Source organism: Segatella copri, assembly GCF_051861805.1.
GTDB classification, from domain to species: domain Bacteria; phylum Bacteroidota; class Bacteroidia; order Bacteroidales; family Bacteroidaceae; genus Prevotella; species Prevotella copri_M.
Window position 1 is genome coordinate 2,932,449 of sequence record NZ_CP146520.1, and the last position, 16,011, is coordinate 2,948,459.

General features: G+C 48.9%; 11 protein-coding genes. 1 reads left to right on the plus strand and 10 read right to left on the minus strand.

Annotated elements, in window-relative coordinates:
- The first annotated feature begins 7 nt into the window (after window positions 1-7).
- Entirely contained in the window at window positions 8-1,804 is a 1,797-nt protein-coding gene (locus V8Z93_RS11635) for a RecQ family ATP-dependent DNA helicase (RefSeq protein WP_439431584.1), read from the plus strand.
- 155 nt (window positions 1,805-1,959) lie between these two features.
- On the opposite strand, the gene ilvC is transcribed toward V8Z93_RS11635, so the two are convergent.
- The 10 genes from ilvC to V8Z93_RS11685 form a co-directional block, all read right to left on the minus strand.
- Window positions 1,960-3,003, minus strand: a complete 1,044-nt coding sequence (gene ilvC, locus V8Z93_RS11640) for a ketol-acid reductoisomerase (RefSeq protein ID WP_089543564.1) — start codon at window positions 3,001-3,003, stop codon at window positions 1,960-1,962.
- 195 nt (window positions 3,004-3,198) lie between these two features.
- On the minus strand, window positions 3,199-3,975 hold the full coding sequence (locus V8Z93_RS11645; RefSeq protein ID WP_439431585.1) for an acyl-[acyl-carrier-protein] thioesterase: 777 nt from the start codon (window positions 3,973-3,975) through the stop codon (window positions 3,199-3,201).
- Window positions 3,976-4,193: 218 nt separating this feature from the next.
- Window positions 4,194-4,739: an acetolactate synthase small subunit gene (ilvN, locus tag V8Z93_RS11650; RefSeq protein WP_439431586.1), complete on the minus strand. Its 546-nt coding sequence runs from the start codon at window positions 4,737-4,739 to the stop codon at window positions 4,194-4,196.
- Window positions 4,740-4,753: 14 nt separating this feature from the next.
- Window positions 4,754-6,469, minus strand: a complete 1,716-nt coding sequence (ilvB, locus tag V8Z93_RS11655) for a biosynthetic-type acetolactate synthase large subunit (RefSeq protein ID WP_439431587.1) — start codon at window positions 6,467-6,469, stop codon at window positions 4,754-4,756.
- A 69-nt stretch (window positions 6,470-6,538) separates the two neighbouring features.
- Entirely contained in the window at window positions 6,539-8,341 is a 1,803-nt protein-coding gene (gene ilvD / locus V8Z93_RS11660; protein ID WP_439431588.1) for a dihydroxy-acid dehydratase, read from the minus strand.
- A 290-nt stretch (window positions 8,342-8,631) separates the two neighbouring features.
- A complete protein-coding gene (locus tag V8Z93_RS11665) occupies window positions 8,632-11,301 on the minus strand; it encodes an alpha-L-arabinofuranosidase C-terminal domain-containing protein (RefSeq protein ID WP_439431589.1) in 2,670 nt (889 codons plus the stop codon).
- Window positions 11,302-11,477: 176 nt separating this feature from the next.
- Window positions 11,478-12,356 (minus strand): bifunctional methylenetetrahydrofolate dehydrogenase/methenyltetrahydrofolate cyclohydrolase FolD, encoded by an 879-nt coding sequence (folD, locus tag V8Z93_RS11670; protein WP_217763453.1) that lies wholly within the window; start codon window positions 12,354-12,356, stop codon window positions 11,478-11,480.
- Window positions 12,357-12,482: 126 nt separating this feature from the next.
- On the minus strand, window positions 12,483-13,835 hold the full coding sequence (ffh, locus tag V8Z93_RS11675) for a signal recognition particle protein (protein ID WP_218412735.1): 1,353 nt from the start codon (window positions 13,833-13,835) through the stop codon (window positions 12,483-12,485).
- Window positions 13,836-13,912: 77 nt separating this feature from the next.
- Window positions 13,913-14,464: a hypothetical protein gene (locus V8Z93_RS11680; RefSeq protein WP_203039892.1), complete on the minus strand. Its 552-nt coding sequence runs from the start codon at window positions 14,462-14,464 to the stop codon at window positions 13,913-13,915.
- A 152-nt stretch (window positions 14,465-14,616) separates the two neighbouring features.
- Window positions 14,617-15,990 (minus strand): NAD(P)-dependent oxidoreductase, encoded by a 1,374-nt coding sequence (locus V8Z93_RS11685; RefSeq protein ID WP_203039893.1) that lies wholly within the window; start codon window positions 15,988-15,990, stop codon window positions 14,617-14,619.
- Between the last annotated feature and the right edge of the window lie 21 nt (window positions 15,991-16,011).

Genomic DNA, 16,011 nt, shown 5'->3' on the forward strand with positions numbered 1-16,011 from the left:
GAAGATTATGGCAGATAAATTTCAATCTATTCTGCAAAAATACTGGGGGTATCCCGATTTCCGAGGCATTCAGCGCAATATCATTGAGAGCATTGCCAGCGGACGGGATACCCTCGGTCTTATGCCTACGGGCGGTGGCAAGTCAATCACATTCCAGGTGCCAGCCCTGGCACAGGAAGGGGTATGCATCGTGATAACCCCTCTCATCGCCCTGATGAAAGACCAGGTGCAGCACCTCAGGGAACATGGCATCCTGGCTGATGCCATCTATGCCGACAAATCGAGAAGCGAAATCCTGCAAACCCTCGACAATGCCATCTTCGGAGGTGTGAAGATACTGTATGTTTCGCCCGAAAGACTTGCCTCGGATATGTTTCAAACCAAATTACGCCACATCCATGTAAGTTTTATCACAGTAGATGAAGCCCACTGCATCAGTCAGTGGGGCTACGACTTCCGCCCCTCCTATCTGCAGATAGCCAGCATCAGGGAGATGAAACCTGGCATTCCGATACTTGCCCTTACCGCCACAGCTACCCCCGAAGTAGTAGACGACATACAGGAAAGGCTCCATTTCAAGGAAAAGAATGTCTTCAAGATGAGTTTCGAGCGCAAGAACCTGGCTTACGTAGTACGCGAAGCAGAGGATAAGCAGGGCGAAATGATTCATATCCTGCAAAGCGTGGGTGGCTCTGCCATCGTTTATGCCCGCAGCAGAAAGCGAACCAAGGAGATGGCACAGCTGCTCTCACAGCAAGGTATCACCGCCACCTTTTATCATGCCGGTCTTGATCCCGACGTAAAGGACCAGCGCCAGAAAGCATGGCAGAAGGACGAAGTAAGGGTGATGTGTGCAACCAACGCCTTCGGTATGGGCATCGACAAGCCAGACGTACGCGTGGTGATTCACATAGACTGTCCAGACTCGCTGGAAGCCTATTTCCAGGAAGCAGGACGTGCGGGAAGAGACGGACAGAAATCATACGCCGTACTTCTCTACAACAAGCACGACGAGCTGAAGCTATGCAAGCGAGTGGATGACACCTTCCCATCCAAAGAACTCATACAAGACATTTATGAGCATCTGGCTTACTTCTACCAGATAGGTGTGGGCAGCGGACAGGGCAAGACCTTTGAGTTTGACATAGAGAAATTCTGCGTCACCTACAAGTACTTCCCTACCAAGGTAGATGCAGCTCTTCGCATTCTGGAGAGAAGCGGATATCTGCATTATGAGGATAATCCCGACGGCAAGGCACGAGTGATGTTCCTGCTAGGCAGAAACGACCTTTACCAGCTAGATCAGCTCGCTCCAAGCCAGGATGCCGTCGTCACCGCCCTACTACGCTCCTACGGAAGTCTCTTTGTTGATCTTACCTATATCGACGAGGCGCTGATAGCCCGGCAGGCAGAGCTAACCATCCAGCAGGTATATTTTGCTCTCAAGAGTCTGGCAGCCCGCCATATCATCCAATTTATCCCTCGCCGCAAGATACCTTTTATCAGTTATACCCGCGACAGGGTGGATGGAGACAAAGTAGTGATTCCTAAAGAAGTATGGGAGTCGAGACGTGAGCAATACGAGAAACGCATCAAAAGCATGATTCGCTATGCCAAGAACGACGAGGTATGCCGATCAAGACAGCTACTCGCCTATTTTGGAGAAGAGAACGACAGAGATTGCAAGCAATGCGACGTATGCCTGGCTGATCAGACAGAAGAAAGAGAGAAGGAACTCCGCAGGAAGGTAGCAGAAAACCAGATCATCATAGAAGACCATCATATCATAGAAAAAAAGGATTGAAACTCTTGAGCATCCTACACTGATTATATAAATAAAGATGCTCAAGAATTTCATCTTTTGATAAAGCCACAAAATATCTTCTGATCAATCACATTAAAAAGGGGACGAACCATCTCGGTCCGTCCCCTTTTAAAACATTATGTACGAGAAAAAAATTAGTTATTCTCTGGGCGAAGTTTACGTACTGTAACACCAGCCTGCCACATTTCCTTGTTGCGCATAGCCTCGAGTTCAGCATTCAACTTCTCACGGTAATCAGCCTGAGAGTTCTTGTCGATAGAAATCTGAGCCTCATTACCAGTCTTAACAGAGTAATACAACCACTCCATAACTGGCTTGATAGCCTCACGGAAACGAGGAGCCCAATCGAGAGCACCACGCTGAGCTGTTGTAGAACAGTTAGCATACATCCAATCCATACCCTTAGCACCGAAGAGAGGGCCAAGGCTCTGAGTCAACTCCTCAACAGTCTCGTTGAATGCCTCAGATGGAGAGTGACCATTCTCACGGAGTACATCGTACTGAGCCTCCAACAGACCCTCGATAGCACCCATCAAAGAACCACGCTCACCAGTAAGGTCAGAAGTAGCCTCACGCTGGAATGTAGTCTTGAACAAATAACCTGCACCGATACCAATACCGAATGCAATAGTCTTTTCCTCTGCTTTACCAGATGCATCCTGATATACAGCGTAAGAGCAGTTCAAACCACGACCCTCGCAGAACATTGTGCGGAGAGAAGTACCAGAACCCTTAGGTGCAACCATGATAACATCAATATCCTTAGGTGGAACTACGCCTGTGCGATCGCTCCAGTTGATAGCGAAACCATGTGAATAATACAAAGTCTTACCTGCTGTGAGGTGTGGCTTAATTTTTGGCCAGCAAGCAATCTGACCGGCATCAGAAAGCAACATACAGATGATAGTACCCTTCTCAGCTGCCTCCTCGATAGAGAACAAAGTCTTGCCAGGTACCCAGCCATCCTTCAAACACTTCTCGTAGGTCTTACCCTGACGCTGTCCGACGATGACATTGAAACCATTATCGCGAAGGTTACAAGCCTGACCAGGACCCTGGATACCATAACCGATAACTGCGATAGTTTCGTTCTTCAATACTTCACGTGCCTTCTCCAATGAAAATTCATGACTGGTGACAACAGTTTCCATTACGCCACCGAAATTCATTTCTGCCATAATTGTAATTTAATTTGTGCGGCTTACCTTTATGGAGCCACGGGTTATACTTGTCCATACGGATGCGAGCTGTATTCTTATCCAAAGAGAGCCTGTTTGATCCGTCCACTGCCTATCCAAGGTAGCGGCACTGGGTTTATTCTTTATTTCGAGTGCAAAGGTAATGATTTAAAATGACACTACCAAATTTTTCTATCACTTTTTTATAAATTTTAGCTTACTTCTTACGATTTCCACCTCATTTTCGTCATTTCTGCATATTTTTGTTATTTTTATGCAGAATTCTTCGTCTTCTACCTGCTCCATATAGAATTTCAATTTGTCACCCTGATGGCTCTCGGCAACATAAGCTATCTCGAATCTTTGCAAGAAATGTGTCAAATAGTAATCGATGTCGAAGAGGTCGAGGATGTGTTCGATGTACTTTACGGAGTTGATATGCCCGTTTACATCCACATCATTATAATAGGTATCGATGGTGCGGAGCAGCTTTGCCTCCTTGCTCATCTTCACTCTGGAACTTGCAGCAATAGGACAAAGTTTTTCAGTTTCGATATATTCCTTGATCAGACCATCATTAATTTCAAAAATATCTACAGGCTGTCGGGTCTCCGTATCAATCATCGCCCAAACACTCTTGCCATAGCCATACACTTTCTCATCTTTTCCGCAAATCTTGAAATCACGGGATGTGAAATACTTCATGGCACTCTCTACCCATGTTTCCACGAAGAACTTATCGTATGATTTTGGCATTTCTATCATTTCTACGGCAAGACGGCTCAATACCCAAGTCTTGTGGCGAGGCATCAGATAATTCATGCCATAGCCACGGTCGTTGCTATGAAAATCGGCTGCGTTCAAAAGATGATTGCCCAGGTGTCCCATGAAGAGATGACTGGAAAAGTCGCAATGGAAGGGTTCTGCCAAAAACTCATAGCGACCTACTTTACTTAATAATTCTGGTTTCATACTAATTTCTTTTATTCGTTTACACCTTATTATATATATAGCGTTATTATATATATAACGTCATTATATATATAGCGAAAAATTCCGGCTTATATTGTATAGCAAAAGCCCTGTTTGCATAAAGGACGAAAAATATGCTTGTATATAAGACAAAAATCCCTCTGTTCCTCTGATTTTCAAATCAAAGGAACAAAGGGATCTATTGAATCATAAATGGATTATCCTTCTGAATTCTGCTTCACATAGTCGGAAACCGGCTCGTCGAAGCTTCGGGTTACGGCAATTCGTCCACTTCGGGTATATTGCAGGAGACAGTCGAAACTATTCAGCTTATGGAAGAGGTCGGCGATATCCTCGGTAAGTCCTGCCAAAAGCACGGTGCTATAGGTAGGATTCACCTCCATCATGCGAGCATCGTGCTTGCGGATGGTGCGGGATACCTCTGGATTTTCCAACAAGACAGGAGTAGAAATCTTAAAGAGTGCCACCTCGTGAATGAAAATCTGATCGTCGGTGTAGTAATCACTCTTCACCACATCAATCTTCTTTTCAATCGCCTTGTTGATTTTCTCTATCTGCTCAGCGTCGCTCCACACAGTAATCGTGTATTTATGGATATTCCTGATGCTACTAGCCGATACATTCAAGCTCTCGATGTTAACCTGTCTGCGAGTGAACACAGTTGTAATCTGATTCAGAATACCAGCGATATTCTCAGAATAGACAAGCAACGTATATAATTTCTTTTCGTTGTTATTCTCCATAATTCTTTTCTTTATTAATAGTGAAGCTCAAGCTGCATTTCATCCACACTCTTTCCAGGCAGGGTCATCGGAACGATGTCCTCGTCTTCCTTGATGGCGCACTCCAGAAGATATGGTCCCTTGGTGCTTATCATCTTCTCTACCTTCTCCTTCAAGTCCTTGCGGTCGATAACCACATCGTATGGGATGCCATAAGCCTTGGCGATTTCCTCATAGCGTGGGTTCAGCATGTGGGTGAAAGAGTGACGTCCCTCGAACATCAGATCCTGCCACTGGCGCACATTACCCAGATAGTTGTTGTTCAGGAGAATCATCTTCACCGGTGCCTGCTGCTCCATGATGGTACCCAACTCCTGGATGTTCATCTGGAATCCGCCATCACCGAAGAAACAGCAGATAGTTCTGTCTGGAGCACCGAAGGTAGCACCGATAGCTGCTGGAAGACCGAAGCCCATGGTTCCGAAACCACCACTGGTCACGATGCTCAACTTCTTGGTAAACTTGAAGTAGCGGCTACTGATCATCTGGTTCTGACCTACATCGTTCACGAGAACCGCCTCATTATGAGTAGCTTCTGTCACCACATTGGTCACCTCGCCCATGAGCAGAGGTCCTTCTGTAGGATGGATATCCTTTTCTATCACCTTCTCCTGCTCCTGCTGGCGATATTCCTCGAAGGAATCTCTCCATTCGCGGTGAACATTCTTGTTCAGGAGACGGGTGATGGCTGGCAGCGACTGCTTGCAATCGCCAATCACAGCCACATCTGTCTTGATAACCTTATCGATTTCCGACTTGTCGATATCCAGATGGATAATCTTAGCCTGCTTGGCGTATTTAGACGGAACGCCCGTGATACGGTCGCTGAAACGCATACCGATGGCGATGAGCACATCGCACTCCTGGGTCTTCATATTGGTAGCATAGGAACCATGCATACCGAGCATACCCATGTTGAGAGGGTGATTGCTAGGAAGAGCAGAAAGACCGAGCAGGGTGCGACCTGCCGGGATGTCTGCCTTCTCCAGGAATTCCAACAATTCATTATGGGCACCTCCCAGCTCTACACCATGCCCCACGAGGGCAAAAGGCTTCTTTGCCTGATTGATGAGTTCTGCAGCCTCAGCCACAGCCTTCTCATCAATCTTAGGATATGGATTGTAAGATGTAACCTTCTCGCATTTCACCGGTTCCCACTCGCAGGTAGCAACCTGGGCATTCTTGGTGAAGTCGAGAACCACCGGACCCGGACGGCCGCTACGAGCTATATAGAACGCACGGCTCACAGCCCATGCCACATCCTCAGGACGGCGAATCTGATAAGCCCACTTAGAGATAGGCTGGGTAACGCCCACCAGGTCAACCTCCTGGAAGGCATCAGTACCCAAAGCGCCCACACCCACCTGTCCGGCGATGACCACGATAGGTGTAGAATCCATCATGGCATCAGCAATACCGGTGAGCGTATTAGTTGCTCCAGGACCACTAGTTACGAGAGTCACACCCACTTCGCCGCTGACTCGGGCATAACCCTGTGCAGCGTGAGCAGCAGCCTGCTCGTGACGAACCAAGATGTGATCGAACATCTTCTTCTCTCCTCTCGTGTAACCATACAGCGCATCAAACACTGGCATAATGCTACCGCCCGGATAGCCGAAGATGGTCTTAACCCCTTCGTTATGCAGCGAGCGCATCAATGCTTCAGCTCCTGTTATTACTTCTTTTGCCATTTATCTGTTATTATTCTGAAAATTCAAAAACTTGTTATCTTTTCTCTATTAGTCGATGATTCCCGTACCTTAGTCGATGATTCTCACACCGCCCTTATCTGCAGAACTTACGCTCTGGGCGTAGGCACGCAAAGCCTTGCTAACCACACGGTTTCGCTTCAAAGGCTGCTGTGGGCGCGCTGCGAGTTCCTCATCAGAAAGCTTCACGTTGATAGAACGGCTAGGAATATCGATAACGATGATATCGCCATCCTTGATCTTACCGATGTTGCCACCGGCAGCAGCCTCAGGACTGATATGACCGATACTCAAGCCAGAAGTACCACCCGAGAAGCGGCCATCGGTGATGAGCGCACATTCCTTTCCGAGGTGACGGCTCTTGATGTAAGAGGTAGGATAAAGCATTTCCTGCATGCCAGGACCGCCCTTAGGACCTTCGTGAGTAATCACTACGCAATCGCCAGAATTCACCTTGCCACCCAAGATTCCCTCGCAGGCATCCTCCTGAGAGTCGAAGCATACGGCAGGACCCTCGAAGTGCCAAAGCACTGGGTCAACACCGGCAGTCTTCACAACGCAACCATTCTGGGCGATGTTACCGAAGAGCACTGCCAAACCGCCATCCTTGGTGTAAGCATGCTCCAAGTCGCGGATACAACCATTTTCTCTGTCTGTATCAAGGCTCTCCCACTGTGCATCCTGGCTACCCATCTGGGTAGAGAACTTTCTGCCAGGGGCAGAATGATAGATTTTGTCAGCCTCTGGGTCGATGCTAGCACCTGTGATATCATATTTCTTCATCTGTTCTGCAAGGGTATGACCATCCACACGCATCACGTTGCCATTGATAAGTCCGCCCTTGTTCAACTCGTTCAAGATGCCCAGGATACCACCGGCACGGTTGCACTCCTGCACGCTATACTTCTGAGTATTAGGAGAGAGCTTGCAGAGGCAAGGCACCTTGCGGCTCAAAGCGTCGATGTCTTCCATCTTGAAGTCGGCACCAGCTTCCTGAGCCACAGCCAACAGGTGGAGCACGGTGTTGGTGCTACCGCCCATGGCGATATCAAGTGTCATGGCGTTGAGGAAGGCGTCACGGGTAGCGATATTGCGTGGCAAAACGCTCTCGTCACCATCCTGATAGTATGCGTATGCATTCTTAACCACCTGGCGGGCAGCCTCCTTGAAGAGTTCGATGCGGTTCTTATGGGTAGCAAGAATGGTTCCGTTTCCCGGAAGACTCAAACCGATAGCCTCGGTAAGAGAGTTCATGGAGTTGGCTGTGAACATACCCGAGCAGCTTCCGCAACCAGGGCAGGCACACTTTTCAATCTGCTCCATCTCCTCGTCAGAAATGCTGGTATCAGCACCCTTGATCATTGCGGTAATCAAGTCGGCATTCTCGCCTTTCCAGCGGCCAGCCTCCATCGGACCACCCGAACAGAACACGGTAGGGATATTCAATCGCATAGATGCCATGAGCATACCTGGAGTCACCTTGTCACAGTTGGAGATGCAGATCATGGCATCCGCCTTGTGAGCATTGACCATATATTCCACAGAATCAGCGATGATGTCACGGCTTGGCAAAGAATAGAGCATTCCGTCGTGGCCCATAGCGATACCATCATCCACAGCGATGGTATTAAACTCGGCTGCATAGCAACCCATAGCCTCAATTTCCTTCTTGACAATCTGACCAATCTCGTGAAGATGAGTATGACCTGGAACAAACTGTGTAAAGCTGTTCACGATAGCGATGATTGGCTTGCCAAACTGCTCATGTTTCATACCAGCAGCTACCCAAAGTGCACGGGCACCTGCCATTCTTCTGCCTTCAGTACAGACGCTACTTCTTAATGGATGTTTCATATTGAATTATCTCTTTTATTTTTCTTGTTCGTTACTACGAAAAGGACTCTTTCGAGACCTCATCCTTTATTTTTGTCTGCAAAGATAATGAGAATTTATGTAATAACCAACAAATTTCGTATAAACTTTCAAAAAATCACGAATTTTGTTATAAAACAAAGCTTTATTCTAACAAATTATCAGCTAAAACGCACGTTTCACGAGATATTGAGCAAAAAAAAGAAGGGCAAAAGCATCAATACAGAATTAAGTTTGATGCTTTTACCCTTGTATAGAAAATAGGAATTATCCTAGAGTTCGAAGACCTGCGAAGAACGGGCTTTTACTTCCACAGCCTTGCTGCCAAGGCCATTTACCTGAAGCTTGAGCGTACGAGGCAAGGCATTCACCACCTTGAGCCACGTTTTGCCCGTCTTTGAATCCTTCACCACACTGGTTCCCACATAACGCTGCAAGGCAGCAGGAAGATTCAACTCTGAAGCAATGTAAGTATCGCCGGCATGCTGACCGAACATCTTCTGCATCTTGTAGCTCTCAGTGAGACGGATTTTCTCGCTGTTATCGAAGTAGATCATATCCGGATTCCAGTTGCTATAACCATTCTTGCAAAGCAACGGAGCATAGGAGGTCATTTCTACCACATCACCATTACGCTCTACATTGCAGAGATGGATGCCTTCTGCCAGGGCACGGTCCAACTCATTATTGCCATTGGCAGCATACTCGCCCAGATATACCTTCGGAGCCTTGCGGTCATAGTTATCGTAATAGTCCTGATGGTTGATGAACCATCCTGGTTTTTCGTAATAGTGCTCGTCCACCGCATCAATCCACTTCTTGTTCTCCTTGGCAATCTTCCAGCCCTCGATATAATCAGAAGATGGATAGTGGAACGGACCTACAGTGCCTACCACCTCTATCTCTGGATGCTTCTCCTTCAGGGCCTTGCATATCATCAGATAACGCTGCTCGAAATCGGTGGAAATCAAATCTTCGTTACCGATTCCCACCATCTTCAGGTTGAATGGAGCGGGATGACCGGCATCAGCTCTCATCTTTGCCCACTTCGATGTGGCTGGATTGCCATTCGCCCACTCCACCAGGTCGAGCACATCCTGAACATACTGAGGCATATCAGCCATCGGGATACCACCCTGCTGACCGCAGATGTCCTGAGCATTAGGCTGTGAATTTTGGCAAGGCACACCTGCTGCCAACACTGGCAGCGGCTCTGCTCCCATATCCTCGCACCACTGGAAATACTCAAAGAAGCCCAGTTTGCGAGTCTGGTGATAATTCCAGATATTCTTAGCCGGCTTGCGGTCCTTCAGCGGACCCACGCTCTCCTTCCAGTGATAGATGTTCTCCAAGCCCTGACCATGAAGCATGCAGCCGCCCGGGAATCTTACGAAGCGAGGCTTCAAATCTGCGATTACCTCTGCCAGATCCTTGCGCAGTCCATGTCCCTTATAGGTATCCTGCGGCATGAGGCTCAGCATATCCACAGCCACTCTGTCTTTGCCCTTAGGGATAACGGCAAAACGGATATCCTTGCCCAGTTCACCCTTATATTTATCAGAAATCACGAGCTGGGTCTTATATTCGTTCCATTCGCCGCCCTGCACCTTCAGTTTAGCCTGAGCCACTATCTGGTTCTCAGCATCCACCAAGGCCACGGTAAGCTGCTTTTTCTTGCCATCCATGCAGCGGGCATAGAGACTCACATCGTAGGCAGCACGCTTCACGGTGATACCCTCCCAGCCTATATTATAAATAGGTGTCTCGCCCAGGATGGCATAATGAGGATTGTTCTGGCTCACACCATTCTCTGAAGAAACAACAGAGGTTGAAGTCTCTGAAGAAGATGATGATGAAGATGAAAGAGTGGCAGATGATGAACCCACCTGCAAATTCAATCCCTGCCATGCCGTGATGGCATTCCAGCCTTTTCTTTCTCCGTTATACTCAAAGTCGCCATTCTGCAGCAGCTCGGCACAAAGGCCACCATCAGCAGCACGGCTGATATCCTCGAAGAAGATACCGATGAGCTTGTCTGAGATGCGATGCGATTTCTGAGCCTTGATCTGAAGCTGGGCAGAAACCTCGTTGCCTGCAGCCAGCTCTACATTCTTTTCCTTCAGATAAGCCTGAAGCTCAGCTTCGTTATGAGGCAGGAGTCTGCAGTTCTCTCTGTTTTCCTCGGCTAGTGCCTTGTGCCAGGCACGGATATAGTTGAGATGGATGGCAGGAATCTCGAAATCGTTGCCTTCCACCAGCTTACCGTTGATGGTAGCCGTATCACGCTGCCAGAGTACATCGTCGGCTGTGGCTTCCAGCGAATCCTCTTCAAAGGTGCGGAAATCCTTGTCGGCATGCACATATCGCTTGCCCTTGGCTGTTTTCAGATAGATATCGAAAGATCCGTCGTCCATCTGATAGGCTGCCACATCCTTGATACCCTTCTCCTTCATGATAGGATAATCCTGAGGGCGCCAGGTAACCAAATCCTCTGAATAAGCCACGGCAAACTGAGGCGAACGGGTATTCACACTCCAGAGCGCACGCCAGGTGCCATCGTTCGCCTTCATCACAAACGGGCGATACATCTTCTTCTCGCTGCCCCACGGACCGAAGTCGCTGGCACAGAGCTGACCTACATCCACCCAGCGATCATCGTCGGTAAGATAAGCCAGATGCAAGCCCTGGTCTGCCGCAGGAGAATAAACGAAGATTTGGCAAGTGGAATCCTTGCCCACGATTCTATAAGCCGGCGCATCCTTATCTATAGGCGCATTAGCCACACTCGCAGCAGAAGCATTCGCTCTAGCCGCATTCGCAGCAGCCGCAACCTTGTTTCGAGCAGCCACCTTACTGATTTGCTTCTTTACCGGAGTCAGCGCCACAGCTTGCGTCATAGCTAGCAATGCCGCCGAGAAGAGTAGATACTTTGGTTTCATCATATTTTCTAATTTTTAATTATCGAATTTGTTTTTAGATTTCTATTGTTTCACCTTATTATATACATACGCTTAATAAATAAACTATGCAAATATATGAAAAAAGGCAGGCTGCTTCACAGTAGCCTACCTCCACGAATCGCATAACGTCTTTTCCACACTTTTGGTGCAGAATAGACCTATTTATAGATCTCTTTTTTTCCGGCGGCAAGGGTATTCTTCATCAAAGAACAGATAGTCATCGGTCCTACACCTCCAGGTACTGGAGTGATGAAAGAGCACTTCTCTGCCACCTCATCAAATTTCACATCGCCATTCAGGCGGAATCCGCTTTTCTTCGATGCATCAGGCACACGGGTGGTACCCACATCGATGACCACGGCTCCCGGCTTCACCATGTCGGCAGTAACGAAATCAGGCTTGCCGATAGCAGCAATGATGATGTCTGCTTCGCGGCATTCCTCCTTCAGATGAGCCGAATGAGAATGGCACACGGTAACAGTGGCGTCGCCATACTGCTTCTGCATCATCAACTGGGCCATAGGTTTGCCCACGATGTTGCTTCTGCCCAGGATAACGCATTTCTTGCCACTGGTCGGGATGTTGTAATGCTGCAAGAGGGTAAGGATGCCCAGCGGCGTGGCAGAGATGAAGCTAGGCATGCCCAGCGCCATGCGACCCACGTTTACGGGATGGAAACCATCCACATCCTTGCGATAGTCTATCGCCATGGTCACCTTCTGCTCGTCAATATGCTTAGGCAGAGGAAGCTGCACGATGAATCCGTCCACATCCTCGTCCTTGTTCAGCCTGTCAACGCAGGCCAGAAGTTCCTCTTCAGTCACATCATCCTCATATCGAATGAGTGTCGACTTAAAGCCACATTTCTCGCAAGCCAGAACCTTGTTCTTCACATAGGTCTCGCTTCCTCCGTCGTGTCCCACGAGCACAGCAACCAGATGAGGTTGCTTTCCGCCCTGTGCCACAATCTGTGCCACCTCTTGGGCTATCTGTTCCTTGATGGCGGCTGCTGTCGCCTTTCCGTCGATTAACTGCATTTTATTCTTTAGTTTATAATTTATAATTTATAGTTTATAGGGCATTCTTGCTTTATAGGCATTCTTGCCTATAAAGCAAGTTTGCTATACGGCAAAGCCGCTATAAACTATTAACTATCAACTGATTTACATTCCCGGCATCTTAGGCATGCCTGGCATACCCTTCATGCGGCTCATCATCTGGGCCATCTTGTTGCCTGTCATCATCTGCATCATCTTGCGGGTCTGGTCAAACTGCTTGATGAGCTTGTTCACCTCCTGGATGTCAGTGCCCGAACCCTTAGCGATACGCTGGCGGCGGCTGGTATTGAGGATTCCAGGATTAGAGCGCTCCTTTGGAGTCATACTCTGGATGATAGCCTCTACACTCTTGAAGGCATCCTCAGGAATATCAACGTCGCGGATAGCCTTGCCCACACCAGGAATCATGGCAGCCAGGTCCTTGATGTTACCCATCTTCTTGATCTGCTGAATCTGATTGTAGAAATCGTTGAAGTCGAACTGGTTCTTGCGAATCTTCTTCTCCAGCTTCTTAGCCTCCTCCAGGTCAAACTGCTCCTGCGCACGCTCTACCAGGGAAACCACGTCACCCATACCCAGGATACGGTCGGCCATACGGGCTGGATGGAACACGTCGATGGCCTCCATCTTCTCGCCTGTACCGATAAACTTGATAGGCTTGGTAACCACGGTGCGGATACTGAGGGCTGCACCACCACGGGTATCACCATCGAGCTTGGTGAGAACAACGCCGTTAAAATCGAGGCGGTCGTTGAACTCCTTGGCTGTATTCACGGCATCCTGACCGGTCATGGAGTCAACCACGAAGAGGGTCTCGTCAGGATTCAGATGATTCTTCAGATTGCTGATCTCGTTCATCATCTGCTCGTCGATGGCGAGACGGCCGGCTGTATCCACGATAACCACGTCGTTGCCGTTGGTCTTAGCCTGCTGCAAGGCATGGTCGGCGATGACGCAGACATCCTTGTTATCAGGCTCGCTATATACAGGTACGCCCACCTGCTCGCCCACTACATGGAGCTGCTGGATAGCAGCAGGACGGTAAACGTCGCAGGCTACGAGCAATGGTTTCTTACCCTTCTTGGTCTTGAGCAGGTTAGCAAGCTTACCGCTGAAGGTAGTCTTACCGGAACCCTGCAAACCACTCATCAGGATGATTGCCGGGCGGTTTTCCAGCTTCAAAGGCGCTTCCTCGCCACCCATCAGTTCAGCCAGCTCGTCGTGAACCAGCTTTACCATCAGCTGTCCAGGCTTCACGGCAGTGAGCACGTTCATGCCCAGCGCCTTCTCCTTCACCTTGTTGGTGAATTCCTTAGCCACCTTATAGTTAACGTCGGCATCGAGGAGTGCACGGCGCACATCCTTCATGGTTTCAGCCACGTTGATTTCCGTAATCTTACCTTCACCCTTCAAGATTTTGAAGGAACGTTCTAATCTATCACTTAAATTTTCAAACATTTCTTATTATTTCTTTTTATTTCGGCGACAAAGATACTACTTTTTTCTGAGAAAGCCAACAAGTTACCCGATTTTTTCTACTTTTCGGGCTCTTTCAGCTTGTAGTTCTTGCCCGTAGCCTTCTCGTAAGCAGAGACGATAGGGTCCTTGCGGTCCATCTCCTTAAAGATTCCCTTCGCTTTTTCCAGATGCTTTCTGTCGCGCTTGCCCTGCTTGTCCATCCAGCCGAAGGCATCGAATCCGATGCCGCCTGGCGAGGTAGGAATGGAGTTCACCTGCTCCTGAATCAAGCCTTCCATGTCGTCGATATGCTGCTGGTTCTTGCCCCACACGGTCACCTCGCCTATCTGCTTGGCTTCCGGCAGCAGGAACACGGTATCAGGCAGTTCCTTGTAGCGGATGGTAGCCTTCACGTAGCCGGGTTTCGACACGGTGGCAGAGTCAAACTGATAGCGCATGTTCCAATAGCCACGGTAATCGGTGCGTGCCCACTGGTTCTTGTCGGTATGAATCAGCGCTTCGCGGATAGGCACATGGTCTTCGGCGCTGGCGATGACGCAGGTTTTCTGCGCCTGTGCCATAGATGCCACCGACATCAGGCAGATGATAAAAAATATAATCTTCTTCATAATCTTTGCTTATTTTTGAGAAGGCAAAAATAACAAGAATCCTGCATTCTGCAAAATATTGCAATAGATATTAACCTGATTAAGCAGATATTAACCTCAGGAAGGATATCTGCATCATGAGATATCCTCCTGATTCATGTAATTACATGTAATTATACGCCTTCTTTTTCGATTCGTTTAGCTTCTTCAAGCAGCTTGATGGCATCCACATACTGGGCGATGCCCTGTGCCACTTCCTTGGCTGCCTTCATCGCCAAGACCACGGTCTGCGGACGGTGAACCACATCTCCTCCGGCAAAGACACCACGGCGGGTAGTCATACCGAACGGACGCTCCACCACCTTTACGTAGCCCTTCTCATCCACCTCGATACCTGCGGTGGTAGAAACGATGCGGTTGGCAGGACGGGAACCGATGGCGAGATAAATTCTGTCGAAGTTCTCAACTCTCTCTCCATCAGGAGTGTTCAGCACGCAGCTTCCCAGTCGGCCGTTCTTGCCCTTGAGGAAAGCCTCCACGGTGGTTTTCCACTCAAACTTGACGCCCTCTTTCACGGCATCCTCGTATTCACTTTGAATGGCAGGCATCTCTTCCTGGGTCTTGCGATAGAGCACGGTGACATCGGCACCCAGACGGATGGCAGTACGGGCAGCATCCATCGCCACGTTGCCGCCGCCGATTACGCCCACCTTCTCACCATCTCTCAGCGGCACCATGTCGCGGGTCAGGGCACCCTCGTTATAGGCACTCACGTTGTGCAGAAAATAGGTGCTCTGGCTCACACCATGCAGCGTAGAACCAGGGGTAGAATCCATGTTCTGAGGCACATTGGTACCCGTGCCCATAAAAATGGCATCGTAACCCGCACGGAAGAGGCTGTCGATGGTGACATTGTTCTCACCCACCATGCAGTTGGTGATAAACTGTACACCCAGTGCCTCAATCTTGCTAATCTCGTCGCGAACCACGCTCTTAGGCAGTCTGTATTCCGGAATACCGTACATCAGCACGCCGCCCGGCTCAGCCTGTCCCTCGAAGATGGTAACATTGAAACCCTGGCGGGCGAGATCACCAGCCACGGTAAGACCAGCAGGTCCCGAACCGATAACCGCCACGCGGCCGCGCGTCTTCTGAGGCAACTTCTCTCTGGAAAGGTTCATCTTGGTATCGAAGTCAGCGATAAACTGCTCCAACTTACCAATCTGCACCGGTTTTCCCTTCTTTCCCAGCACACAGTGTCCCTGGCACTGCTTCTCGTGCGGACAAACACGTCCGCAGATGGCAGGCAGGTTGCTCTTGGCGTTGATGATGCTCATCGCAGCACCCATGTTACCCATCGACAGCTCGTGTACGAAGTCCGGAATATCGTTTTCGATAGGGCATCCCTTCTTGCACTGAGGAATCTTGCAATGCAGGCATCTCTTGGCCTCCTCAATCGCCTCGCGGGTAGAGAATCCCTCGTTTACCACCTGAAACATGCTAGGCTGTTCAGCTGTGTTATTCTGTTGATCAATCTGTTCACTCATAATCTACTACTCTTCTGTTGT

Excerpts from the sequence above, each read along its gene's own strand:
- V8Z93_RS11635 (WP_439431584.1), top strand. The coding sequence starts at position 8 with ATGGCAGATAAATTTCAATCTATTCTGCAAAAATACTGGGGGTATCCC.
- ilvC (WP_089543564.1), bottom strand. The coding sequence starts at position 3,003 with ATGGCAGAAATGAATTTCGGTGGCGTAATGGAAACTGTTGTCACCAGT.
- V8Z93_RS11645 (WP_439431585.1), bottom strand. The coding sequence starts at position 3,975 with ATGAAACCAGAATTATTAAGTAAAGTAGGTCGCTATGAGTTTTTGGCA.
- ilvN (WP_439431586.1), bottom strand. The coding sequence starts at position 4,739 with ATGGAGAATAACAACGAAAAGAAATTATATACGTTGCTTGTCTATTCT.
- ilvB (WP_439431587.1), bottom strand. The coding sequence starts at position 6,469 with ATGGCAAAAGAAGTAATAACAGGAGCTGAAGCATTGATGCGCTCGCTG.
- ilvD (WP_439431588.1), bottom strand. The coding sequence starts at position 8,341 with ATGAAACATCCATTAAGAAGTAGCGTCTGTACTGAAGGCAGAAGAATG.
- V8Z93_RS11665 (WP_439431589.1), bottom strand. The coding sequence starts at position 11,301 with ATGATGAAACCAAAGTATCTACTCTTCTCGGCGGCATTGCTAGCTATG.
- folD (WP_217763453.1), bottom strand. The coding sequence starts at position 12,356 with ATGCAGTTAATCGACGGAAAGGCGACAGCAGCCGCCATCAAGGAACAG.
- ffh (WP_218412735.1), bottom strand. The coding sequence starts at position 13,835 with ATGTTTGAAAATTTAAGTGATAGATTAGAACGTTCCTTCAAAATCTTG.
- V8Z93_RS11680 (WP_203039892.1), bottom strand. The coding sequence starts at position 14,464 with ATGAAGAAGATTATATTTTTTATCATCTGCCTGATGTCGGTGGCATCT.
- V8Z93_RS11685 (WP_203039893.1), bottom strand. The coding sequence starts at position 15,990 with ATGAGTGAACAGATTGATCAACAGAATAACACAGCTGAACAGCCTAGC.